This window comes from Okeania sp. SIO3I5, from assembly GCF_010672085.1.
Lineage (GTDB): Bacteria > Cyanobacteriota > Cyanobacteriia > Cyanobacteriales > Microcoleaceae > Trichodesmium.
Map to the genome: position 1 here is coordinate 1 of NZ_JAAHHT010000068.1, position 26251 is coordinate 26251.

At 33.0% G+C, this 26251-nt stretch carries 18 protein-coding genes; all 18 read right to left on the reverse strand.

Annotated features, from left to right (window positions below):
* Positions 1-377: 377 nt before the first annotated feature.
* The 18 genes from F6K40_RS16945 to def all read right to left on the reverse strand — a co-directional run bounded on the left by F6K40_RS16945 (position 378) and on the right by def (position 25529).
* The gene (locus tag F6K40_RS16945) at positions 378-1220 is read right to left on the reverse strand and encodes a coiled-coil domain-containing protein (RefSeq protein ID WP_293137835.1); all 843 of its coding nucleotides are present in this window, start codon (positions 1218-1220) and stop codon (positions 378-380) included.
* The gene (locus F6K40_RS16950) at positions 1217-2374 is read right to left on the reverse strand and encodes a MotA/TolQ/ExbB proton channel family protein (protein WP_293137837.1); all 1158 of its coding nucleotides are present in this window, start codon (positions 2372-2374) and stop codon (positions 1217-1219) included. The genes F6K40_RS16945 and F6K40_RS16950 overlap by 4 nt, the downstream gene beginning before the upstream one ends.
* A 118-nt stretch (positions 2375-2492) precedes the next feature.
* Positions 2493-2777 carry a hypothetical protein gene (locus tag F6K40_RS16955; protein ID WP_293137839.1) on the reverse strand — a complete coding sequence of 95 codons (285 nt, stop codon included), beginning with the start codon at positions 2775-2777 and terminating at the stop codon, positions 2493-2495.
* A gap of 868 nt (positions 2778-3645) precedes the next feature.
* Positions 3646-5517, reverse strand: a complete 1872-nt coding sequence (locus tag F6K40_RS16960; protein WP_293137841.1) for an alpha-amylase family glycosyl hydrolase — start codon at positions 5515-5517, stop codon at positions 3646-3648.
* Positions 5518-6471: 954 nt separating this feature from the next.
* A complete protein-coding gene (locus F6K40_RS16965; RefSeq protein ID WP_293137879.1) occupies positions 6472-7059 on the reverse strand; it encodes a chromophore lyase CpcT/CpeT in 588 nt (195 codons plus the stop codon).
* Between the two features lie 75 nt (positions 7060-7134).
* Positions 7135-7854 (reverse strand): C-phycocyanin alpha-cysteine-84 phycocyanobilin lyase subunit CpcF, encoded by a 720-nt coding sequence (locus F6K40_RS16970; protein ID WP_293137843.1) that lies wholly within the window; start codon positions 7852-7854, stop codon positions 7135-7137.
* Between the two features lie 1022 nt (positions 7855-8876).
* The gene (locus F6K40_RS16975; RefSeq protein ID WP_293137845.1) at positions 8877-9746 is read right to left on the reverse strand and encodes a C-phycocyanin alpha-cysteine-84 phycocyanobilin lyase subunit CpcE; all 870 of its coding nucleotides are present in this window, start codon (positions 9744-9746) and stop codon (positions 8877-8879) included.
* A 311-nt stretch (positions 9747-10057) separates the two neighbouring features.
* The gene (gene cpcA / locus F6K40_RS16980; protein WP_293137847.1) at positions 10058-10546 is read right to left on the reverse strand and encodes a C-phycocyanin subunit alpha; all 489 of its coding nucleotides are present in this window, start codon (positions 10544-10546) and stop codon (positions 10058-10060) included.
* 109 nt (positions 10547-10655) lie between these two features.
* On the reverse strand, positions 10656-11174 hold the full coding sequence (locus F6K40_RS16985) for a C-phycocyanin subunit beta (RefSeq protein WP_293137849.1): 519 nt from the start codon (positions 11172-11174) through the stop codon (positions 10656-10658).
* Between the two features lie 282 nt (positions 11175-11456).
* A complete protein-coding gene (locus F6K40_RS16990) occupies positions 11457-12209 on the reverse strand; it encodes a phycoerythrobilin:ferredoxin oxidoreductase (protein WP_293137851.1) in 753 nt (250 codons plus the stop codon).
* A gap of 1037 nt (positions 12210-13246) precedes the next feature.
* Positions 13247-13999 carry a 15,16-dihydrobiliverdin:ferredoxin oxidoreductase gene (locus tag F6K40_RS16995; protein WP_293137853.1) on the reverse strand — a complete coding sequence of 251 codons (753 nt, stop codon included), beginning with the start codon at positions 13997-13999 and terminating at the stop codon, positions 13247-13249.
* Positions 14000-14297: 298 nt separating this feature from the next.
* Complete coding sequence (locus F6K40_RS17000; protein ID WP_293137855.1) at positions 14298-14447, reverse strand: hypothetical protein; 150 nt, start codon at positions 14445-14447, stop codon at positions 14298-14300.
* A gap of 713 nt (positions 14448-15160) precedes the next feature.
* On the reverse strand, positions 15161-15307 hold the full coding sequence (locus tag F6K40_RS17005; RefSeq protein ID WP_293137857.1) for a hypothetical protein: 147 nt from the start codon (positions 15305-15307) through the stop codon (positions 15161-15163).
* Between the two features lie 644 nt (positions 15308-15951).
* A complete protein-coding gene (locus F6K40_RS17010; protein WP_293137859.1) occupies positions 15952-17568 on the reverse strand; it encodes an adenylate/guanylate cyclase domain-containing protein in 1617 nt (538 codons plus the stop codon).
* Positions 17569-19150: 1582 nt separating this feature from the next.
* Complete coding sequence (locus F6K40_RS17015; protein WP_293137861.1) at positions 19151-19753, reverse strand: TerD family protein; 603 nt, start codon at positions 19751-19753, stop codon at positions 19151-19153.
* Between the two features lie 1604 nt (positions 19754-21357).
* The gene (locus F6K40_RS17020; RefSeq protein ID WP_293137863.1) at positions 21358-21930 is read right to left on the reverse strand and encodes a TerD family protein; all 573 of its coding nucleotides are present in this window, start codon (positions 21928-21930) and stop codon (positions 21358-21360) included.
* A gap of 1301 nt (positions 21931-23231) precedes the next feature.
* Complete coding sequence (locus tag F6K40_RS17025; RefSeq protein WP_293137865.1) at positions 23232-23801, reverse strand: TerD family protein; 570 nt, start codon at positions 23799-23801, stop codon at positions 23232-23234.
* Between the two features lie 1194 nt (positions 23802-24995).
* Positions 24996-25529 carry a peptide deformylase gene (gene def / locus F6K40_RS17030; RefSeq protein WP_375340577.1) on the reverse strand — a complete coding sequence of 178 codons (534 nt, stop codon included), beginning with the start codon at positions 25527-25529 and terminating at the stop codon, positions 24996-24998.
* Positions 25530-26251 lie beyond the last annotated feature (722 nt).

Here is a 26251-nt window from a genome sequence, read left to right on the forward strand (position 1 = left end):
AATTGGTGAGATACAGTTTTAGATCCCCCCTGCCCCCCTTAAAAAGGGGGGAGTCTTCAAAGTCCCCCTTTTCAAGGGGGATTTAGGGGGATCGTAACTGTACCTCATCTTTATGAGAAATGCTATAGTCATTTCAGTTATCAGTTATAGTAGGGAATAAGGAATAGTTGGAAAAGCATTTCCGCTGTCTAAGATTCATCATCAGTCTTATGTCTTAACCAATTCTTTCTTAGCTATATCAGTCATATAAATTTTATTCTTAGTTGTACTTGTTTAAAATATTTTTTCAGAATTCAATCAGTCAACTATAGCCTTTTTCAAGTTACTTAGATAAGGTATGTGGATGGGGAGTTTATATTTTTAGATCCTGACTTAAATTAATCAACTTTACGCAAAGTTTGAGTCCCAGAGTCGCTACCAACCTCTGCGTAACCGTCTGAAAACCTGACTTTTATTTCAGCGTTAGGGTTGCAAGAAATCCTTGTTTTGGCTAGAGAATACTTTCTAGGCTTTCCAGTAAAAGTATTTCCAGTCAAAGTTCCTTTATATTCAAAAGTTAATGTTCCGTAATTTTTAACAGTTGTAGAATAAACCAGTATGTTAGCCTCTTGAAAATAAAAAATGCTCTGCTTTCCTTCAATTGTAATATAGGGACCTCTGTTACAAATTTGTGTGTAAATAATACCTCTATAATTTCCAATATAATAACCGGTATATCTGCTTTTACGTTTAATCTGCCTTAGTCTTCTCTCCAGCTTTTCTGCTTTTTCCTCTGCTTCGTTTTTATCGGTTCTTAAATTACTATTTGTTTGATTCAGTGCTGTTTTTTGTTGTTCTAAGGTAGCTTTTTCCTTAGCTAATTCTGAATTATTTTCTGATAACGAGCTAACTTTTTTTTCCAAGTTAGTATTTTGATTTTCCAACTTTTTTACTGAGTTGGCTAATTCTGTATTTTTTTTCTCGACTTCAGCTTTTTCTTGAGAAATACGAGCGTTACTTTCTGTTAATTTAGCTATATTACTTTCTAAACTATTGCCTTTAGTTTCTAACTCTGAAATAGTATTTTTTAATTCGACAATTTTACGATAAGGAACATTTGAGTTGAAAATTATAGAATAGACAACAAAAACGATTAAAACTAAGCCGAGACTTGAGAATGAAAGGTCTGATAATAACTCGGATGTCAAAACTTCATTTTTATTTCGTTTGCGCTTTTTCATAAATAAGCTCGGTATAAAACGACAAACCCCACAACAAATACTAAGATTAAAACCAGAATCAAAAACACGAAAAACGTTGTTAAGCGATTAAGACTAATAACAGTTTTGTTTAAGTCACTTAGCAATTGATTGTGATGGCTAATATTCACAGCCCGACTCAAACTTTTAATATGTTTTGTAATCCTAAGTTCTAAACTTTCAGTGACAGAATTCATCCCCTTTGAAGCTTCCATCATACTGTAAGTATATTCCTTTAAAAGAGAATCAATTTGTCGAGATTTATCGACAAACATTTTTAAATCGCGGTTGGCAGTAGATAGGTTTTTCAACTCTCGTTGCCATGCCTGCTTTTGCAATTCTGGCAAATATTCAACCTCAGTTAAAAACCTAATATTATCCAGCAAATCTTCAATTAAGTTAGTAGTAGAATGGCTGAGTATTTTCAGAAATAATCCACCTAAAAAAGCACCAACTAAAGTAGTGATAAATGCACTCGACATCCCAGACAATGCCTTGCCAAGTCCAGATAAAGAAGCTGCCATATTGGAAGGGTCAGCAACATCCGTAGACTGCATATTAACTCTAATTCCATCAATTGCTTCGGAGAGACCGCCCATCGATAAAGTCAAACCAAGCACAGTACCTATCATTCCTAGAGTAATCAATAAACCTGCAAAAAGCTGTACCCAATTTTCTCTTCGACTCAATTTATTTTCCATTATTTCTAACAAAAACTCTTGGTCAACTTGCAAACTATTTTTAGCTGCCTGTTCTAGATTTTTAATATGCTGCTTGAACAAACTAGAGTCAGAACCACTGTGTTTGACATTTGCAAATTCCCACTTAATTTTAATTGTATTGGTAATATTTATTAGCAATGCAACTAAAAATAGAGCGATAATTATAAATGTAATTCCGGTCTGGTCTGTGTAATTTTTGGTGTTGTTTGAGTAATACCCAATCGCTGCAATTGAGACGATTGAAAAAATTGCTAACCAGAACAGCCATAATAAAAAATCTTTACCAGAAGAACGCATATTTAATAGCCAATTGTTATCAAAAAAAAAGCTAGTTTCTAAAAAAATATCGTATTTGTTGAACTTCCGCAGATTGTTCTCTATTAAGTTTAGATATTTCTGCTCTGTAATCTCCATCGCAAGCTCTACTACAACTATTAGAATCAGAACTCATCATACAATTTGTTTGACACCCAACTTGATCGAATTTAGCTTGTTGTTAAAAGTATTGGTATTTACTACTAACAAATGCTCCTCAAAAAGCACGGAGACTACCTATAAGTTTTGGTTGATACTCGGAACATCTTGGATCAAAATAAATAATTTTTAATTTATCAACTAATGATTGGGTTTTTGCCGGATAAAAAAGTTGACCATAATTGTACAAACCATCTGCTTTTGCTACTTTCGACATAGCTTCTTGCATTTCTGTATAAGTCATAAGACAAGAAGCATATTCCTGAGCGTTAAGACCAGAAGAAATCAATCCCAAGAAAAGTGCAGCACAGCAAGCAATTAGAATTAATTTGAGTCTCTTCATAATCGAAATTTCTTGCAAGAAGAAAGCCAAAAATTTATTGCTTTTAGGGAACACTTAACTGAGAATAGGGAATAGGGAATAGGGAATAGGGAATAGGGAATAGGGAATAGGGAATAAGGAATAGGGAATAGGAAAAAAGTATTTTGGCCAATAATAAGATGCACCCATTTATTTATTAAAAATTGGCATTTTTAGAAAAAATCGGTTCAGAATTGCCAGAATTAAATTCAATTACTATTATATTACTCTTTCCCTGTTATAGCTATCCTATTTAGCTATTATTATGACGGAAAAATTTGCTTTCAAGCCTCCCCTTTCAAGGGGATGAAAAAAATCAACTTCAGTATTTAAAACCTCCCTATTCCATAGAAGTACTGATAACTAATAACTGATAACTGAAATGACCCACATTATGTACTTCAAATATAGAACAAAAGTAGAATAAGATTGTTGGCGTAACTCCTAATATTTTTTCAGAATTGAATCAGCAAAATTTCTCTTAGACCGTTTCAGCTCAAATAGTAAATTAAATTTGCCATTGTAGCAAGAGAAAGTTATCTATTCAAGACTTACCAAGGCGAACCCAGAAACGAGTTTTTTTCGTCAATATTTATTGTTAAAAACAACGATTTATCCTCAAAACCAGGTTTCTTTACTTAAGTCTTGTCTCTTCAAACTTTTCTATTTTATAATTTATTAAGATGAAACAGTCTACTACTAGACTTCTTACCGAATAATTAAGGTTTAAAGCCTCTCCTTTAAAGGAGAAATAAGAAAAAATTTTCCTTTTATTCAATCCTCTTCCTTTTAGGGAGAGGTAATTATCAATTATCCATTATCAATTATCAATTATTGAATTCTTTCTTCCTCAAAAAGCCCAATTATCTTGCCACTTAACATTTCCCTCTTCAGCTAACAACCATTGCCGAGAAACTAAATTTTCTCGCTTCGGAATATCCGTTTCATTTCCATGTTCATCTCGATAAACAATTGCATACTTATAAGCAATGACTTTTCCTGCACTTTCATTAAAGGGAATTTCATTAAACCAAGTATTAGAATTAATATACTCTAACTGGTAACCTTTACTAATATCCCAATTTCCTAACTCTGGGCAATCTCCCGTTACTACTACTACCTCACCATGGTTAGTTGAAATGCCATTTAACTGCGCTCGAACAATAACTTTTCCCTTAACACGATCGCCCAAATAATTAATCACAATCATGTCTTGTACACCCAGTTCTAAATTATGTAAAACTCCATCTTTTACCTCAAAAAAGCGCTTCGTTAAACTACAAATATATTCCCCATCTTCAAAATCAGTTTCTACCCGATCAATTGTTACTGAATCACCTCGATTAATTGCCACAAAACAACGATAATCTCGGTAACGTCGCACATAACAATAAACATCCTCCGTCACATATTTTTCCCACTGACTTCCCAGAGAAACAGCAGGATTAATTCGACGAACTTTTGATAATATTTGAATATCCCGATAAATAGGTGTATCACTATCCCACTTTTCCATCATCGGGCGATTATAAGGTTCTTCTCCACCATCCGTATCATTATAAAGATATTGCTCGCTACCATAATAAATGCAGGGAATACCACGAGAAGTCATAATTAAATTAATAGCTAATCTCAAAATTCCTGGGTCTGGATTCAAATTTTGAAATCTCGGCATATCGTGATTATCAACAAAAGTAACCAGTTCAGTAGCGCTATTATAAACATTATCTTGGTCTAGTAATTCTTGAATAATATGAAATCCTCCCGGTTCACATTTTCCCAGAGCGCGTCTAATAGCAATACAAAAACCAAAATCTAGCATTGACATTCCAGACTTATTAGCAAATTCCACTGATGGAGCATCATAAGGTCCGCTAAAAATCCATTCCCCAAAAACAAATACTGATGGTTTATGGCTTTTAATATCAGCATAAAATTCTTGCCAAAACCATAATGGCATATGTTTAATTGTATCTATTCGTAGAGCATCAACTCCTCTATCTAACCATAATTTTATTGCTGATTTTATGTATTTTCTATAGTCAGGATTATTCTCATTAAAATCAGCTAATCCTCCCAATTCTTGGTTTTCAACTTGCCATTTATCATCCCAATCTTCTACTTCACCATAATGATGATACCAATCATTAACATCATTATGAAAATCAGCAATTAAAACTCCATCATCAAACAGTTGACCTTTCTTTCCTCCTGCATCTGGGCTACTATGATTACACACAATATCTAAAATTACTTTTATCCCCAAATTATGAGCTGCTGCTACTAATTTATCAAAAATAGTCTCCTGATTTTTCACTAAAGAAAGCTCATCATCTTTGTCTACTAAACGAGGATTTAGACGTTTAAAATCTTTCGCCCAGTAGCCATGAATTGGAGCCATTTCAAATAATTCTTCTTCTATTTGTTCAAATAAAGGAGTCATCCAAATAGCAGTAACTCCCATTTTTTTGAGATAGTCAAGTTTATCTATTATTCCCTGTAAATCTCCACCCCAATATAAACCCCATTTTTCTTTATTTGGGTCGTATAATTTCGGGTTAGGACCTTCGTTATTACTAGGATCGCCATCAAAAAAACGGTCTACTATAATAAAGTAAATTGTTTCTTGGCGAAACTCTATAGAGCGAGTAAATAGAAATTCAAAATCACTATTAATATTAGATGCACTACTAGATTTTTGACTTGTAGAATTTGTTGGCATTCTTGACTTTTCTCCGGTTAAAATGATTTATAGCAATATGAAATGATTTGTCAAAAAATTGTAGGGGTTTGGAGACTAAACCAAAGCACAAATAGGATTTGGAGACCAAATCCCTACGATAAAATTTTATAGCCTATTTAGGATTGCTATAGTTAATTTTAACTGAAAATGCCTGAAATTCTGACTACTAACTACCACCAAGAATATTACAACTTAAGTAGGATTAGTATCTAGAACCCATTTGCTATCTTTGCCCGCTATTTTTGAGTTACGAGTCGGGAGTTAAATAAAGGTAATACACCGAAAAGATTGAAAATCCCTTACTTATTTACTCCCCTTGTAGAGCTTCCCCAAAATGCTGGCTTTTCCCTGATCAAATCTTTCCATCCATCACTGTTGAGTGCCAAACTACAAATATTTTCATTTTATGAAGCTCCTAAAAAAAATCGCGCCTCAAAGGATTTTTTGGTTAATTTTTGTGATACTATAAAAAGTAGTGAGGGTCGCTCGCCCCTACGCATGACTTTTTATTCAACCAAAATCTGGGCTAAGTAGAGAATCAAAATATTCAGGAATTTTTCTCAAGCAAGATCGATACCAGAAACATTTTCATTTTCCGAGAGCTACCAAAAATGCAGGCTTTTCTCTCTTCAAATCTTTCCATTCATCATTATTAAATGCAAAACTACAAATATTTTCATTTTATGAAGCTCCTGAAAAAAATCGCGCCTCAAAGGATTTTTTGGTTAATTTTTGTGATACTATAAAAAGTAGTGGGTGGTACTCGCCCGTACACATGATTTTTTATTCAACAAAAAATCATCAGCGATCGCGAATGTTAATGTTTAAAGATACCAAATAGGTTCTATATAGGATTACCCATTTAGGTTAGAGCATTGGAAAAACTCAGTCAGAGATAACTTTTAACCTTTGACTTTTGACTTCCGGGTAGCACTACATCACTTCATCGGCAAAACTAGCCCAACGAACAAACTCAAAAGGTCCAGCGATCGCTCCCCAAACTTGTTTATCAGTTTCCGGGTCACATCCCGTATCATGACTAATAAATTTATCTTCATTTATCTCAAAATGACTTTTTAGATAAGTAGTTTTCCCATTACGAACAACACTACAAGCTTTTCCTGGTTCTACCTCCCCTCTAAAACTTTTACCTGTCCATTTAGTAATAAAATTGCAACCAGGAAGTTTTTGAATGTGCCCAGTTTTGAGATTTTCTAGACGTCTGGGGTCACGGGAACCTCCATAAAATTCTTTTTCTTCGTCAATCGCGTAGTTTTCAATATCTATATGGTCTTCTGAAGGGACTAATTTAAGGATTCTAACTCGGTAGGGTTGATTGAGGGTAATGTCATAAGCTTGCTCTAGATAAAGGCTAAGTCCATCAAGTAGTTCATAAGGAAGTGGACGCATACAAACGCGAATGTGGGCGAAAAGGGGTGGGTTGTCAAAAGCTTGTTGTTGGTTACTGAAGTCCGCAGCTAACCAACGCGCCAAAGTAGTAATATCTGTCATTTCAGTTATCAGTTATCAGTAAATTACTAGGAGTCAGGAGTCAGGAGTCAGGAGTCAGAATGATTTTTGATTAGGAGTCAGGAGTCAGGAGTCAGAATGATTTGCTTCAATACCGTTTTTTAGGATAGCATCTTTCTGTGATACCTTCTCTCTCTTGTTCTGATACAACTCTTCAACAGCAACTTTTGCTCTAGCTCTAACTGCTAAAATTGTATCTGTATCACTAATTTGATGAATACGATTTAAAATATCTTTAAACCAGTTTTTACCACTAAATTTCACTACTTTTGCTAAACCTTGCAAACCTACAACAGCAGCATAACGCACTACCCATTCTGGGTCCTGAGATACTTGCAGCAGGGTTTGAAAAACACGTTGTTGAGCATCAGAAATTTCTGCTTCTGATAACTTTTCCCAATGAATAAAACCTAAACCTCTAGCTGCACCTCGTCGTACACTAAAAGAAAAGTCATTTGCTGCACTATCTAATAATATTTCTAACCCACGAGGGTCACCAATACCTGCTAATGCTCTTATTGCCCAAGCTCTAGCACCATAGTTATAACCATCAAGTGTTTCTAGAAGTGGGAGTACGGCAGGTTCTCCTATTTCTACTAACCCATCAACTGCTGCCACTGCTGCACCTGGATTATTATAGCCCAAGACCTCAATTAATATTGGGATAGCTTCTGTTAGATGAGCTGCTGCTAAATCTTTAACTGCATCTATTAAACCTTGAGAAGAGTCTGCTTCTTCAACTGCTCGGATGAATTGATTATCTATTGTTGAGAGTTGACTATTCATTTTACAGCTCCAAGCATAATTAAGTTCAAATATTAATAATAAAACCTTTGTACCACAGGCATCTTGTCTCTAATATTTGTATCACAAACTTGATTAAATCTACTATATTAGGATTTCAAAAAATATTATAGATATAGATTTCAAAAACTAAAACGTCTTAGTTTTTGAAATCTACATATAACAGTACCTTCAAGTAAGTCCTGTATATATAAAGAGTATTGCATATTTATGAGGTAAAAGCTATACACTCATCATTAGCATTAGTAATATCTCAAATTTTTCATGTCTCTAATCTGTACCTCACTTAATCTGAAATGTGCTGTATATACCAAAAAATAACAGTTATTAAGCAATAGGAAAAAAGTTATAATATTCCTTTTTGGGAAACAGAATAACATTTTTATTGCACCTAATTAATCAAACTTAAATTACTTCTAAAAAATATTTTTGTAGTTACTTTTCAGGACAAGAGGTATGAATAAATATTAGAAAAGAGAGAGTAGGGAGTAGGAAAAATAATTAGGGTTTGCTGAAAAAGTCTTTTTTATAGTAGTTTTCATGGGTATGAGACCACAATTGTAATCATCGGGGGTCTTTATGGAAGATTTGTATTCATATATTAACTAGCCTTTGACTCCTTACTCCTTACTCCTTACTCCTTACTCCTTACTCCTTACTTCTTACTCCTACAACAGTTTTGTGGTCTACTCAACTGAAAAGCGCTGTAAGGAGTAGGGGGGTAATTTTTTTGCCCAACAATGCATCAAAAATGCTAGCTTTTTAAGCACAAAGAGCTGAAAACCAAGGTATTTCAGATATAAAAAGGCTAAAACCTTTATCTGTCAATCCTTTGAGATTAAGAAAGCAAGCCTTAATTACTTCTGTCCGATAATTGATTTTATTTTTGATTTTTGCGGATGTCTATTTTATTATGACTTACCCAAAAACCATATATATAACGTTCAAAACTCAAACGTCTTAGTTTTTGAACTCTATACATAGTAACTTTGTGTCAGTCCTGTTTATAAAAGTAAATCCATTAAATTCATTACTTGTTTAGCTTCATCTGATAATAATAGTTGAGATTCTACTTTTGACTTTTGACTTTTAACTTTTGAATTTATTATGAGGTGATGTTCTAAAAGTCCTTTCAGAGCAATTAATTTCATACTATTTTCGGCTAAGGTTTCTGATATTGCCTTAGCTGCAGGTAAATAACCGATCGCTGCTAAATCTAATAATGCAGAACGTCGTAATTGTAAATTATCACCCTCTAATGCTTGAGTCAAATATTCTCCATATACTGCTTCTCCCGTCAGTTGATACAGAGATCTAGCAGCAGCATATTGTACTTTTTCTGCCGGATGTTCTATAAAAGGCTTAATTAGAAAAATTGCCTCTTGAGCTTGAAGTGTTCCCAAGGCTTCGATAATATCTTCATAAGGTTGAATCAAATGAGGTTTACCAGGAACCAAAACTGCAACTTCAACCCCTCCCTCCAAAAGTTTGATTAACGCAGGAATACAACTAGGGTCTCCTAACATTTCCAATGCTTCTATTGCTGCTTCTCGTACATAATAGTCAGAACATTCCAAACACTCTATTAAAGCAGGTACAGCTTTTTTATCTTCTAACTTACCCAAAGCACGAGCAGCATTCCGTCTCAGGGGATATCCACCATCTTCTGTACGATCAGACTTATCTTTTAATGCAGCAAGCAAACCCTCAATAGCATCAGGAGTATTAACTCTAAACCTCCCTAACCACCAAGCAGCATAATACCTTTTACCTAATTCTTCATGGCGTAGGTTAGCGATCGCCTCTTCCACAGTTAGAGACTCGCCATTCTCTGATGCTTTTTCCGATGGTAATTCCAAATACTGCTGCTCCATTGTTTAAATATATAAGCTCTCCTTCTTTATTTCTTTCCAAGAAATACTGTTATAGCAGTCGAAGCAAAGGTTAGGACAGTTCTAAATCCTGAAACCCTTTGATAGTCTCCTGTTCCCTGTTCCCTGTTCCCTGTTCCCTGTTCCCTAGCGCGTAGCGCTGTAACTGAAATAACGATGCCCGGAAAGATTAACAAATACTAACCACAGGCCAGCACCTGTATACCTCTCCAGGCTACGTTGAATATTAGCTCAAGGCTATTGATTAAGTGAATATTAATTTCACTTTCATCAGTTAGTTAATCTCACAACTACTAGCTAAGAGCGTTAATAGCGTAATCAATATAGTTGTTAGCTTCAGTTCCAGGTTGACCAGTAATACCGTGATTAGCTTTAATATACTTTAGAGCTTCAATGTACCAGCTAGGAGACAACTCGAAAGTCTTGTTAATTTCATCAATTCCTGCAATGAGTATCTCATCCATAGGACCTGTACCACCTGCTATTAGACAATATGTTACCATTCGGAGATAGTAACCAATGTCACGGGAACACTTTGCTTTTCCTACTGGACTAGAAGCAAAGTTAGGTCCCTGGGTTGTAGTAGTGTAGGGATACTTGTTATATACTGCTTGAGCAGCACCATCAATCAAAGTTTGGGATTTCTGAGTAAGAACTTTAGCAGCTTCTAAGCAAGCAGCAGCACGGCCAAAACGACCAAAAGCAGCATTGATTTCTGTGTTAGTTAGAAAGCGGCCCTGAGAATCAGCAGCAGTTACTGCTTCAGTTAGAGGAGTTTTCATGTTTGAGGTACTTCCCTTATTATTGTGAGTACAATTTTTGGTACAATTTTAAAAGTTGTAGAGATGCTAAGGCGCATCCTTACAAATAAGTTTTTTACAGTTAGTTTTTTTAGCCAACTGCTGCTGCAGCGCGGTCGAAATATCCACCAATTTCAGCAATTAGAGAGGAGCAATCTCCAGGAGTAATGCCACTAGGATCGTTAGCAATAGCAATAGCTGCATCTTTCATTTTTTGTACACCTACTGCTACAGAAGTGCCAGGAGTTCCTAGAGCTGAGTAAGTTTCACGAAGACCATTAAGGCAACGGTCATCTAGTACACTTGCATCACCAGAGAAAATAGCATAAGTTACATAACGTAGGATAATTTCCATATCACGTAAGCAAGCAGCCATACGACGGCTTGTATAAGCATTTCCACCAGGAGCAATCAACTGAGGCTGCTCTGCGAATAAAGAACGAGCTGCATTAGCAACAATAATCGAAGCATTGCTAGTAATGCGGTTAACTGCATCTAAACGCTTGTTACTATCTGCTACCATTGCGCTTAGAGCGTCGATTGTGCTAGCAGGAACAAAATCACCCCTGGCATCTGCCTGGGAAACTACTTTTGTGAAAGCATCAAACATTGATTAATTCTCCTAATTTGCTTTTTTTTTAGTTGCTTTTCGATGCTATGGGTATTTGTTAGTTTTTATTCAGGCTAGGTGCCCATGGCTGGAAAAGTAAGACTAGGACTTTTTGAGAATCCTGAGAAAATCTTACACTGTTTATGAGAAGCTTTTCAACTTCATTAATCAGTGGTCTTCTTAAATTCCCCTATCTTTTAAACCCTTCAGATATTCTTTATACAATGCTGTTGTGTTTTTGTTTATTACAAATTATTAACAAAATTTTCTGAAGCTGGAAAGTTAGGTGGGATTTAAGGCCAATTTCCTTTCTAGGTCAAACAGAAAGCCATGAATATATTCTTCTGTCCATTCTGGGCCATAAAATCTGGTAAACATTCCTCTAGCTGGATCTTTCTCAGCTCGATATCTGAGATAACGCAGTTGTGCTTCCTTAATTTCTGCTAATTTCTCTAGATTAGTAATGGGTTCTGCTTCCTTTACAAAAATTAAATAAGCTTCTAAGTAATCTTTGAACGCCTCGAACACTCTTGTCTCAACTAACTCAGTTTTTTGAGGACGAGTCCAAAGAAAAGCTGGAGAAAAGAATGGGATTGCTTCTTCTGGAAAATCACCTCCCCAAGGCAGATGTTGCTGATGTTCTTGAAAAGTCTTCCATATTGGCTGAGTATACTTTTTTTGATACTGGGGGTCATCCCGAAATAAGGGCTGCATATCTAAGGCAATTAAGTGTCCCCCAGGTAAGGTAACTAGGTCTGCTCCAAAAAAGGGCAAGTCATAATTTAGATGGGGGAATATGACAAAATTTAATACTTGCAGGGCACTGCCACCTTGGACATGAGCTGCTCTAATTTGTCGGAGTTTGGGACTACAGTGGGCATAACTGGTTGTCTGTACTTCTTGTTCCTTTTTGCCCTTACCAGTCACAGCAACTTTATCTTCAAATCCAGAGGGTATAGGATAAGGTTGTAGTTCTAATTCCTGCTTAAGTTGGGTTAAAGCATAATCTAGAAAAGGTTTATATAGATCGATCATATTTTCAATTTTAGATTCATCAACTTATCGAATCAACTAAAGCTACTCTACTATTTAGTTTTTCTTAATTAGGGTTTGCTGATTAAATCTGAAAGTGTTTACAGATAAAGGTATTGACGTTTTTAAGTCTGGAAAAAGTGCGCCTGTTTGAGTTAAAAATCCTCAAAAAGTTAGTATTAACAGCAAGAGTTGGGCAGAGAAATTGAGGAACAATTCTAACTCCTACCACCTTTAAATTCCCATTTCTCCTGACTTACCCTTCCCCATCCTCGGAGGGGTGAGGGGTGGGTTGACTACTGACTACTACAAAGAGCAAAAAGACTTTTTGAGCAAACCCTAATTAGTAATTTAGGATTAAAGTCGAGAACAGAAAAACTCTCGAATTTCTTCATTTCAAGGAAATAGTGTTTACTTACCTTGTGAATTTTATTGACAAAATATCACCACTTGTACACAACTACTTACAAATTTATTGTAAGTATTCAGGTATTAATTTTCAGCCTTGAGTTTTTTTGGTAATTATAGCAGTCGAAGCAAAGGTTAAGACGTTGCTAAATGCTGAAATTTATCAGATATTACTTTTTACTTCTGACTTGCGGATAGCGCTATAATCCTACACCAAGTAATTAATCAGAAAGACTAACAAAGAATGAAATGAATCTAACTTTTAATTTTCTCTCAATCTTTCAACTCTGAGTTCTTCCTTGAAAAAGAATAAGTTAATGGTTAATAATTATATAGCTAAGGGCTTTTAGCTCCGCATTTTCCAGGAAATATTTATAGCAGTCGAAGCAAAGAGCGCGGACATTTATAAATCCTGTTTGCGGAGCATTTCCCTATAAGAAAAACCCTTTGACAGTTTACTATTCCCTATTCCCTATTCCCTATTCCCTATTCGCGCTTCCCGTAGCGCTATACAATTTATCTAAAAAATTTCTATCTCAATGACTACATCAAAAAAAACTTAAAATTCCCCTGCCCTATCACTATATTGATTTAGAGTATAATTACTTCAAATTTTAATTCTTGAAATAAATTCATCGAGTTGTATTCGGAACTGCCAATTTTACAGAATCTTCTTTTTTTACAGCATCTTCAAATAAGAATTCGTAAAGAAATTTTTCTGACCATTCATGACCAAAATAACTACTAAATAATCCTGATGCTGGGTCTCGTTCAGCACTATATTCATCGTAATCTTTTTGGGCTTTAACTATCTTTTGAATCTCGGCTTCTGTCTGGATCATTTCTGCTTGCTCTAACATTTGCCAATATAAACTAATGTAATCTTGATAAGCTTCAAAAAATCTAGTTTTTACTGTCTCTGGATCTGTTTTGGCAAATAATAAATATTTAGAAAAATATTGATTGGCATCGTAAAACCTCATTTCTAAGTTTTGAGCCAAATCATTATATTTCTCCCGTAGCGATCGCATCGGTTCTATATACTTAGTTAAATATGATTCTTCCTGGAATAAAGGTTGAATGTCCAATACTACTATAATTTTATTTTTACCGAAAGATAATAAGTCTATTCCTAGCAGTGGAATATCGTAGTGGTAACTGGGATAAATTACACTATTAAATACCTGAGCTGATGCTCCTGCATCAATGTAGGTATAACGTATTTTTCTCAGTTCGGCACACTCATAACACCAACTTTGAATAGTAGCTTGATTTTTGCCTCTATTACTAACATTGCCTTCTAAACCAGCAGGAATTGGACGACTACGTAAGTCGAATTTACTAAATAATTCTTTTTCTAAGTATTCAAGAAATGGCCTGTACATTTATACTTATGGTCACATATTAATTTGTTTTTGAGGATAATTGATGGCCATCACCTGAGTCTCATTTTTTTGAAACAAAGCAATAATCCTTCATAAAGTCAAAAGTAATATCAGAATATGGAGGTAGGCGAAGGGAAGGAAAAATTTGCCAAATTCCTGGAGGGTGTCTTGTTTATTCTCTTACTCACCTAAATCTTAAACTTCATACCCAATCTCTAGTAACTATTTATGGGTATAGCAGAGAATTTATAGATTTTTCTACTCTACTAAATTCGTTTTTGATTTAATTTGTTTCTGCTTAGATAATTAATATAGCTGGCTTTTCTTTGACTTTTGTTTCTCGTAATCTCACTTTTTCAACAAATTTAATAAACTCTTGATAATCAAGAACTTTGGCTGTGGGAATATAATTAGCATCTCCAATAATATTTGGTGAAGTAACTTTCATCCCATTGATAATTTGTTGCTCTAAATTCAGGTCTAGTTCAAGACTTAATAAGACTATGCTCGGAGGAATTAATCTGGTTCTTTGAATTATCAGGAAATTTGTTTGAGTAAATATATTTTTATAATTTTCAAATTGTGATTCCGATAAAATATTTGTATTAATTTAATCTTGATATCACGATTCTAAATTTTTTTTGAGTCATATAAAATTTGAGGTATGTTGATTTTAGACCAGACAATTCCTCTAAAGACATATAATAAATATCCTGCTGGATAACATGGTATCCTCAACCTATAGTTTTGTTATAAAGTTTTGAATTCTCAATTTAACTGTCAGATTTAACTACTATGAAATAGCTTAATTTAGCAAAATATGGAAATAGAGAAAATTTGGTAATTTGAGCTTTTTTTGTAGTTTGAATAATCAGAATTACCTCAGTATTTTTCATCATGGTTGTATAGGTTGATCTTTTTCCTTTAAACATGACTGGTGGAATTTTTTCTCAGGAGAAAATCTGTGACTTGAGTTTTTCTTTTGTATTTTGGCTAATCAGAATTACCTCAGTATTTTTGAGCATGGTTGTATAGGTTGATCTTTTTCCTTTAACAATGACTAGCAGCATTTTACCTTAGAGACAATTTGCTGATTTGAGCTTTTTTTGTAGTTTGACTAATCAGAATTACCTCAGTATTTTTCATCATGGTTGTATAGGTTTATCTTTTTCCTTTAAACATGACTGGTGGAATTTTTTCTCTGAGAAAAATCTGTAACTTGAGTTTTTCTTTTGTATTTTGGCTAATCAGAATTACCTGAGTATTTTTGAGCATGGTTGTATAGGTTTGTCTTTTTCCTTTAAACATAACTGGTGGAGTTTTTTCTCTGAGAAAAATCTGTAACTTGAGTTTTTTTTTGTAGTTTTACTAATCAGAATTACCTCATTATTTTTGAGCATGGTTGTATAGGTTTATCTTTTTCTTTTAAACATGACTGGTGGAATTTTTTCTCAGGAGAAAATCTGTGATTTGAGTTTTTTTTTGTAGTTTGACTAATCAGAATTCTCTCAGATTTTTTCATCCAGCTCTGATGATACTTTTTGCCAAAGTCAACCATAAAGTTGTATGGGTTTCTCTTTTTCTTTAAGCATGAAGGGTGGAATTTTTTCCAAGGGAAAGTTATGTGATTTGAGTTTTTCTTTTGTAGTTTGATTAATCAAAATTCTCTCAGATTTTTTCATCCAGCTCTGATGATACTTTTTGCCAAAGTCAAGGATATAGTTTTTATGTTCATATTTTTCCTTTAACCATGACTAGCAGCATTTTACCTCAGAGACAATTTGGTTATTTTCGCTTTTTTTGTAGTTTGATTAATCAAAATTATCTCACTATTTTTAATCATGGTTGTATAGGTTTATCTTTTTCCTTTAACCATGAGTGGTGAAATTTTTTCCCAGATAAAAATCTGTGATTTTAGTTTTTCTTTTGTAGTTTGACTAATTAAAATTATTTCAGATTTTTTGATCCAGCTCTGATGATACTTGTTGCCAAAGTAAACGATAAAGTTGTATAGGTTCGTCTTTTCCTTTAACCATGACTGGGGGAATTATTTCCAAGGGAAAATTATCTGATTTGAGTTTTTCTTTTGTAGTTTGACTAATCAGAATTTCGTCAGCCTTTGCTTCACTACATATTCGACTAGTAACATTAGTTGTATCGCCAATAGTAGCATATTGAATTAATTTTTCTGAACCAATATTTCCCGCTGCTACTTTACCAGAATTAATTCCTATATGAATAGCAATTGGTTCTTGCTGACGTTTTTCTCTCTCTTGATTTAACCGACGAACTGCCCATTGCATATCAATTGCTGCTTTTATGGCTTTTTCTTCATCATTATAAGTTTGATAGGGAGCGCCCCAAATAGCAAATAAAGCATCTCCTATATATTTTTCTAGGGTTCCTTCATATCTAAATACAATGTCTTCTACCATAACTTTAAAATATTCATTTAGCATAGATATAATTTGGCGTGGTTCCATCGTTGAAGACATTTTTGTAAAGCCACTAATATCAGAAAATAAAGCTGTTACTTCTGTATCAACTATTTCTAATTTATCTGTTTCTTTGAGTTTTCTAGCTACAGTTAGAGGAAAGAAACGCTCTAATTTATTTCGGAGAATTGCCTCTGATTCTATCTTCTTATAAAGTTGGGTATTATCTATAGCGATCGCTGCTTGATTAGCTAAACCTGTCAGAAATTCTACATCTTGATCTGAATAAACATTTGATAATGATAAATTATCAGCATATAAAACTCCGATGACTTTATCCCTTGGTTTGAGTGGGATACAAACTGCTCCATGAATTGATTGAGAAACAATTGATTCTGCATTATCAAAGCGCCGATCTAAAGAAGCATCTGTAGTTAAAAAAGTCGTACCTTTCTCTAGTGCAAAATTAGTAATATTTTTGCTATAAAATCGACCTTCAGTGGTAATTCCTTCTTTTCCTTTGACTGCTTTTTGTTCAAGTTCTCCAGTTTTTTCATTGACTAAAAGTATGACAGCTCTATCTACTTTGATAATCTCAAATAGCAAATCAAGAATTTTTGGCAGTAAAATTTCTAATTCTGCAGGAGAAGAAAGCTGTTTGCTGACTTCTAACAAAATTTTTAATTTATCTACTGCCTGAAGATTAACATCTTTTTGTCTCAGTTTAAGCACTGATAATGAATCATCTTGTTGTTGATCTAAGAGTAGATTTAATTCAGTTTTAGTAGACTCTTGTGAGTATTCTTTAACTATATTTTTCGGACCTGTATCTTTTTCTTGATTAGCATTAGTAACAAATTTAAAAATTGCATTACCACAATGAATTAAATCTCCCTCATTAAGTAAGCAACTCTCAATTTTAATTCCATTAACAAAAGTACCATTACTACTTTGTCGATCGACTATATTCACACTATCTTGAGAAATTATAATTTGTGCATGATGACGAGAAACACTTGTTTCATTAGTAATAGCAATAATATTGTCTCTTTCTCTACCAATACTAATTTCACCTGCTGGTAATTCATATAGTTTTTCATCGGTAGTATCTGGAGCGTAGATTAAGTATGGCATTTATTGTCCTCCTGGAAAATATAACTAATTAGAGCAATTTTCGAGTTGATAAAGAAATATCTAGGGTATTAGAGAATAGGGATTAGGGAGCGGGAAAGAAGGAATAGAGATTAATATTCAATTGTACCTCACCATTTTCAAAAGTTTTGTTAATATATACAGGACTTACAGAAAGACATTATATATAGCAAATAAAAACTATAACGTCTTATATAAGTAGTGCTTAGAACTTATGGGTTCGGTAAGTCCTGGCATAGTAAATATACAGATATATTATCTTAATTCTGATTAAAATCAGCAACAAGCTGGTATTAAGAGTTTTTCAACTGATGTGTGACACTGCTTCAAGTTTATTTGAGGCAATAGGGTTAGGAAAATAAATAATATTAATGGAAAAGTTACACAGTATTCAGTTTTCATCACAACTTCTAAAGACTAAACAAATAAAAAAACATTTTTTTGCATAGTAAACTAGGAAAAACTATTTCTGGCACAATTACACAATATATTTTTCATAGTATCAAGTTTTGCTGATTCTTTTTTTTACCTATATTGATGTTCCGTCAAGATTATTTAATTGAAATATAGCAATCGTATTTTAGTTGTAATGTTTTGGTGGTACTTAGCACTCAGGAGTCAGAATTTACTCAGACTTTCAGTTGAAGTTAACTATTATAAAAGTTTCCACAACCTATTTGGGATTGCTATAAGCACCTACACAAAATTAATTACATATTTAATTACATATTCTTGACCAATTATCAAGCACCTTTTTTGAGATAGCAAAGGAAGCTTTTCCAGCTTTCACATTTCATCAATTTCAATCCATTTATACTTAATAAATTTCCAGATAATTTCAATTAAGTTATGGTTTGGTGAGTAATACCATTTCGACCTGATGTTGCGCTTAATATAAAAATGAGAATAGTCAGTGTAATCATGTCTGAGCAACAATTATTAAGCGCATTGTTATAGAGAAATGGTATAAGTTAGTAATCAAAATATCTCTAAATTTTTCCCATTCTACTCTTCTAGTTTTTCGATCATTTTATCACTCGTATAGCTGAGAAAGAGTTGCTTAGGACATGGACTGATGATGAACCTTAGACTGGGAAATGTTTTTCTAACTGTTCCCTGTTCCCTGTTCCCTGTTCCCTGCTATATGAATTGGTGCTTAGTCCATCACTACTAAAGTAAGTTGAGTTAAACCTTCACTAAATTTATCTAAAAAATTTATCACAATTTGACTATCAATTAATCCCTAATGTATTGCGTAATTTAACTCGTTTTTATATCCCATTAATCCCAGAACATTAATTCTTTTACTTTGGCAACTATTGATAGTTATCCTTGTTTTTTGAGGGTGTTGAGTTGGTAGAAATATTCAATACAACCTTTGTAGAGAAATCAACTTAGAGAAATCAGGTATTAAAATAATTTACCAATATTTACTTGCTTTAGTTATTGGCAGCAGAAAGTAGGTAGGGAGTTGCATATAACATCCCTACCTCCGACAATTAACCATCAATAATAAGTACCATCAAACTTCCGAAACTACTGTATTTAGTAAAACTAGCTAAATTTATTTCATAAATGAACCTACTACACCATTCATATCAGTATCTAAAGGATCGCCTAAAGCATTAAATTTCCACAATGTATTATCTCGATAAACTGCTCCCATTAACATTGATATTTTACCTTGATAAGTACCATTACCAGATAAGGTATATTTTGCTATTTCTACCCCTTTATTATCAATAGCTCTAACAAAGGCATTTTCTACCATTCCAAATTGTTGTTTCCTTTCTTTAGCTTGATAAATACTTACTGCTAAGATAATTTTTTGGTATTTTTCAGGAATAGAGTTGAGTTTCAATATTATTTGTTCATCATCTCCCTCTCCCTCTCCAGTCAGATTATCCCCTGAATGAATTACTGTCTTATCCTTAGATTCTAAATGACCATAATAAATTACATCTTCTTTATAGTTTTTGAGTTTGTCATTCTCTTCTAATAAAATTGCATAACCATCAAGGTCAAAATCCGATCTATTACCGAAGAAACCAGCTAAACCACCTGGAGATTTTGCTACATCCCATCCTAGTCCCATTGTCAGTCTTGATAGATCGTATTCACTTTTATCAAGTACAATTTTTTGTCCTTTTGTGAGGTTGATAGTCATATATTTATTACCCTGTATAAACTCTAAAAAATTTTAACAAAAGTCAAGCAGGAATCATACCAATTTGATAATTTTTTGGTACAAATAGGAGACATTGATTATCACTACTTCCTGTTTATATAAATTTCTTTCTTTGAATTAAATATAGTAATTCTCAAAAAGAGTGAGGTATAGGCATTCGTTGGTTTTAGCTTGAAGGTAGGGAGTAGTAATTTGGGAAGCAGGCAATATAAAATAAGAAAAACAACTGTACCTCAAGCTGCTTGAGAAACCCTGTATAAGCACTCAGCTAAAAATAAAGTCAGTTATTGGGTAATTAAATCTAGACAATTTGTAGAGGTGGTTTGATAAATATTTTAGTTGATCATTACTCCTTTATCTATTTACTGATAGCTAAATGCTTACAACTAAATTAATTTACAAAACTACTTTTTACCTGGTTGCTAATTAAACCCATATTTATAAAATTGGTCTGCCTGTCTATGACTTTGAAAATATTTTTCCTCTTTCACAATCATAATTTGAGAATTAATATTTTTCACCAATGCTGCCAGACAAAAACTACGATTACTATCAGGATTACTTAATTATAGATAAATTTATTCACCATACCATTACTTATCTTGAAGAATATTCTTCCATGTACAGATTAAAAATTTTTAGTACCTTCTTTTCAAGATAATTTACTATGCCTGTTTGGTCACATTTATCTAAATAAATGTCAGGTAAAGTTTTTCTGGAGCTAAAGTTTTTTCCTAAAGGTTGAATAACTCCTTTTTCACTATTCATAAATTTCATACATATAGCTTCAATCTAAGTCTGAAATACTATTACTACTAAATATTTGTTCTCTCAAACATTTTAACTATTTTTAACAGCTTCCCAGTTAATATAAAAAAGATGAATCTGAACATGATTAGCTCTCTCATTTTTGCTTAAGTATATTTTCTGAAAATCTCCAGTTTTTTCCAGTTTAATAACTATGGTTTTTAGTCTTTCATAGTAACAACAAAAGACAAGTATTCAGATACCTCGCGGTCAACTTATGAATAATTTAATACCATCAACAAGAATAAAAGTTGATCAGAGAGTATATTAGTTGAACTTTTACTAAATTCAATTTTAGGAATTCCTATTCTAACTCCAAAAGTAATAGTAACAAATCCAGTTATTACATCCTAGTTACCTCCCATCCAAAATTTTTTAATCAGGCAAAGATTTTGATTTTTTTTATTTTACAATTAACTCTTTAAAATGATAACTGATAGCTCTTGGGGCAGCATTCTCCAGGAAATCCCGCTCAAAAAATTATTTGGTAGTCCTCAAATATGAATATTATCAGAACTATCCCCTGTTCTATTTTCCCTACTATAGCAATCCTAAATAGGTCGTAAGAATTCAAAAACTAGAAATAAACTCCAAAACTCTTACCCATTGCCCATTGCCCCCAAACCCCCATACCAAAAATAAAGCAGAATTTTTGCCACGAATATGCGGAGGATTGCTATATCATTATTTATTAACCACTGCCAACTATTTTTGACTTTGATTTTTTAAGTTTTTAGTTTTAGCGATCGCCAAAGCTCAAATAGTCTTTATACTTATTAGTAAACGTATTTTTCTACAAAAGTTTGTAACCCGGCATTATATCCTGTTCCTACTGCTTGAAATCTCCACTCACCATTTTTATTATAAAGACGACCAAATTCTATTGCAGTTTCTCTGGAAAAATCTTCTTCTAATTCATACTTAGTTATTTCTTCTTGAGTTTCCAAATCGTAAACTCTAATGAAAGAATTTTTAACTTGCCCAAAGTTTTGCCTTCTTTTTTCTGCTTCGTGGATAGTTACAACAAAAAGTAGTTCTTGAATACTAGAATTAACATTAGTTAAATCTACTTCTATTGTTTCATCATCCCCTTCCCCCTCTCCTGTTCTGTTATCTCCCCAATGCTTTACAGAATCATCTGGAGATTTTAAATTATTGTAGAAAACAAAATATTCGTCCTCTGGAATTTTTCCATTATCTCCTAACATAAACACAGAAGCATCTAAATCAAATTCGGTACCCGTATCGGTAGGATTAACATCCCATCCCAAACCAATAGCAACTTTTGTTAAACCTGGTGCATCCTTAGAAAGATTAATTCTGTGACCTTTGCTGAGTTTAACAGACATTTATTTTCCCTCCCTGAATAAATAATTTCAAGCATTTTTCAAGATAATCATTTATGTTTTTCTTGATTGATTATCTTGTACTAGAGTCATTTCAATTATCACTTATTAATTATCAGTACCTCCTACTGAACTAGGAGGCAAAAAAATGCTAAATTTTCTTTCTCTTGGTTGATTATATCGTGAGGAAAACTTCCCATATAATCAATCGCTCTTTATCCCTTTTAAATGGGAGTTTTTACACCTTATTTTTTGCTCAAATTCATGGTAGTAAAGTTTAGCAAATAGCCAATCAAGTAAATTTTGAATTGAGACAATATCTATTTATTTCACCTCTCAAATTATTGAGTATATTTTCAAACATATACTCACAGCTATTTTCTAAACTAAGCAGCCATGTAAAAATAAGTTATACAAATTTTATTTACGATAAATTGTCAAATATAACTTCCATCAAAAATAATCTGAACAGTTTTTTTTACCGAAAAATCAAGGTTTAAAGCCTTTCCTTTCAAGGATAAAAAAGCGGTTGTTTGCGGAGCAGTCCGTTAGGATGGGATGGCGAGGTTTCCTCGCCAGATCCAATCAACCAAGAGAGCGGTTGTTTGCGGAGCAGTCCGTTAGGATGGGATGGATGGGTTACCGGCGCCAGATCCAATCAACCAAGAGAAGAAAAAAAATTTCCTTTTTAACCAATCCTCTTCTTAAAAACGAAGAGGTAATTATTAATAATTAACAATTAATAATTAATTATTGAAACGAGTCCTCAACCTATTTCGTAAGCATTTAGCAATCAGCTATTAGTCATTTATTAGTCATTAACTATTTGCGAAAGTAGGAGGCAAAAGCTACCCTTGAAATTTAGAGATAATTAAAAGTTACTACTGAACTAGACTCTCTTAACAGCAAGCACTATTCATTTCAACCTTGCCTTTAAAGATGGCTATATCATTGCTGATAGCTGACTGTTAAGAGCTGAATGTTTAGGCTATTTCTATTTTATCAGAATTATTTTTTTTCCATTAATAATTCACTAAATCAATTAATTAGGCTTTGCTGATTAAATATTAAATCCTTTTCAGGCAAAAGTTTCAGGCTTTTTAGGTCTTGAAAAAAACCAAGCTTTTAGGTTTTTTATGTTCAAAAATTTAGTATTTTGGGGAGATTAAAGACAGAAAAATTGACGAACAATTCTTACTGCTACCTTCTCTAAATTCCCCTAACTCCTGTACGGGCGAATGGCCATTCGCCCCTACGACTCCTGACTCCTACCCCTACCACAAGACTTTTTCAGCAAACCCTAATTAGGTATATTTTTGTACAAAACTTTCTAAACCAGAATTATAACCTTCTCCGACTGCTTGAAATTTCCATTCACCATTTTTTTTATACAATTTACCAAACTCTATAGCTGTTTCCCTAGAAAAGTCTTCTTCTAATTCATACTTAGTTATCTCTTCTTGAGTTTCTCCATCATAAATTCTGATGTAAGAATTTCTCACTTGCCCAAAGTTTTGTCTTCTTTTCTCTGCCTCATATATAGTTACAACAAAAATAATTTCTTCAATTGTCGAATCAACCTTTGATAAATCTACATTGACAGTCTCATCATCTCCTTCTCCTTTTCCTGTGCGACTATCTCCCATAGACTCTACTGAACCATCAGCAGATTTAAGATTATTGTAAAAAACAAAATATTTATCTTGAGGAATTTTGCCACTTGCTCCTAACATAAACACAGAAACATCAAGGTCAAAATCTGAACCTGTATCTGAGACATTTACATCCCATCCTAAACCTGCTGCAGCTTTTTTCATTCCAGGCGCTTCTTTAGACAGACTAACTCTTTCACCTTTGCTGAGATTAATACTCATAAATATTTCCTCAATTTATGTACTATTTTTAACTACAACTAGGACAATTATAGATTACGGAAAACTATTACAACTAAATTTTAATATAGGATGTCTAATTATGACAAAAGTAGGATTAAAACCAACATTTACTATTTAGTAATGTTACCAATGAGATGAAAACCTAAATAGTATCTGCCCAAAAATTTCTCTGATTATGATTGAGAATAGAGAAAATTTTTATCGTTAGTTGAAACTTTTTACTAAACTGTTTTATCTTCAAAAATTGTCTGATTTTTGCTAGTATAAAATACTTCTATTTTTACTTAGTAAAACTTTTAATACTTCTCGCTCATATTGAGACAAAAACTCTCAAATTTTTCATAACTACTAAGTAAATTATATGTAAGGATTCAGGTGACTTAGCAATTTAATAGCCTCATTATCAATAATCACGAAAATAAAGGCTTGTATCAATCTCTAATTGAGAATATGATTTTGGGTGAAATTGCCGGAAATACTTATCCATCAATATTTATAGGCTTTTCCATAAGACCTAAATCCTTACAATTATATCATTTTCAATAAATATTTCTACATTGATTTTTTTTATACTATTTCGACCTGATGTTGCGCTTAATAAAAGATAACAGCTATTAGTAAAATTCAGGTCTGGGCAAGAATTATTAAGCGCATTGTTACAGAGAAATAGTATTAGTAAAAGCCTGCTATACCAATCAGATATGATAATTCAGGTGTTCCTTAAAAGGATAGTATATAGCAGTTATACTATAATCATAAATACATTTTTTTCTTCTTCTCTGTTTCCTGTTCCCTAAAAGTATCCAAGCGGAAAAATTGGTTTTAAAATCAAGCAAAATCGGGATGGAAGATTGAACCAATGACAATTTATTTTCAACTATTATTAGAGTATTAGAGATAGAATCTTATTTTAATTGTGATAAATTAGAAATTGTTATGGAAAAGACAATCGAGAATAGGAAAGAAAGAAAAAACTGTATCATAGCCAAATAAGAAATAAGAAGCGTTATCTACTGAACTTTTAAGAAATAGTCAAATTATCAAATATGATTCTTGATTACTATATAAATTTTTTCATTCTGATTATAAGTTAGCTATTTACAGTATATTTCTTAATTTTCACTTATAAATATTTTGCTGAACACTCCAAAATATCCTCTTAATTCCTACCTCCTAATTTCTTGATTGAATAATTTGTTTCTGATATTCATCTTCTGTCATTAAATCTGTGGTATTTTCCACACGATCTAAAAATACTAAACCGTCTAGATGATCGTATTCATGCTGAAAAATTCTAGCAACAAAATCCGTTAATTCTTGTCTTTCTAGTTTTCCTTCTCGATTAGTATATTCTACATTTATTACTCTATATCTTGGTACTAAACCCCTAATTCCTGGCACACTTAAACAACCTTCCCAACCCTTAACTTTATCTTCCGAATGAGATATTAATCTAGGATTAATCATAGCTGTTGGTTCCATTTTTGGGGCATTGGGATATCTCAGATTGGGTCTTGAGGCAACAATGAATAAGCGATCGCTAATTGAAACTTGTGGAGCAGCAATTCCGACGCCATTTGTTTCAATTACTGTGGCAATCAAATTATCAATTATTTGTTGTAAATTTTCATCCCAAATATTATTAACAGGTTGAGCTTTATATCGTAATATCTCATTGCCTAACTGAGCTACTTCTAATACTTCCATAATCTTTTCCTTCTGCACAAGCAAATTCATATCATCCATTTAATAAAAAAATAGGTAATAAAGAATTTTTATTTATCCTTCTACTGCCTATTTTCTCACGACTAACAGATTTTTCAGTTCTCAAAACTATTTATCTAAGATGTTATAGTTTTGATTCTGTATAAAAAGCACTTCCCAATTTCTCCAGACTATAGTTTCTAACTTATCAACCTAAATCTGACTCTAGTCAATTTACCTCAGCAGACTGAGAAATGCTATATTTATAATATTGTATCCTTATCCAAATCACGAATGACAGATTTTTCAGTTCTCAAAACTATTTATCTAAGACGTTATAGTTTTGATTCTGTGCAAAAAGCACTTCTCAATTTCTCCAGACTATAATTTCTAACGTGCGAGCCTAAATCTGACTCTAGTCAATTTATCTCAGGAAATTGAGAAATGCCATATCTATACTATCTTTATCCAAATCACGAATGACAGATTTTTCAGTTCTCAAAACTATTTATCTAAGACGTTATAGTTTTGATTCTGTATAAAAAGCACTTCCCAATTTCTCCAGACTATAGTTTCTAACTTATCAACCTAAATCTGACTCTAGTCAATTTACCTCAGCAGACTGAGAAATGCTATATATAATATAGTATCCAAGTCCAACTTACGAATGAGAGATTTTTCAGCTCTCAAAACTATTTATCTAAGACGTTATAGTTTTGATTCTG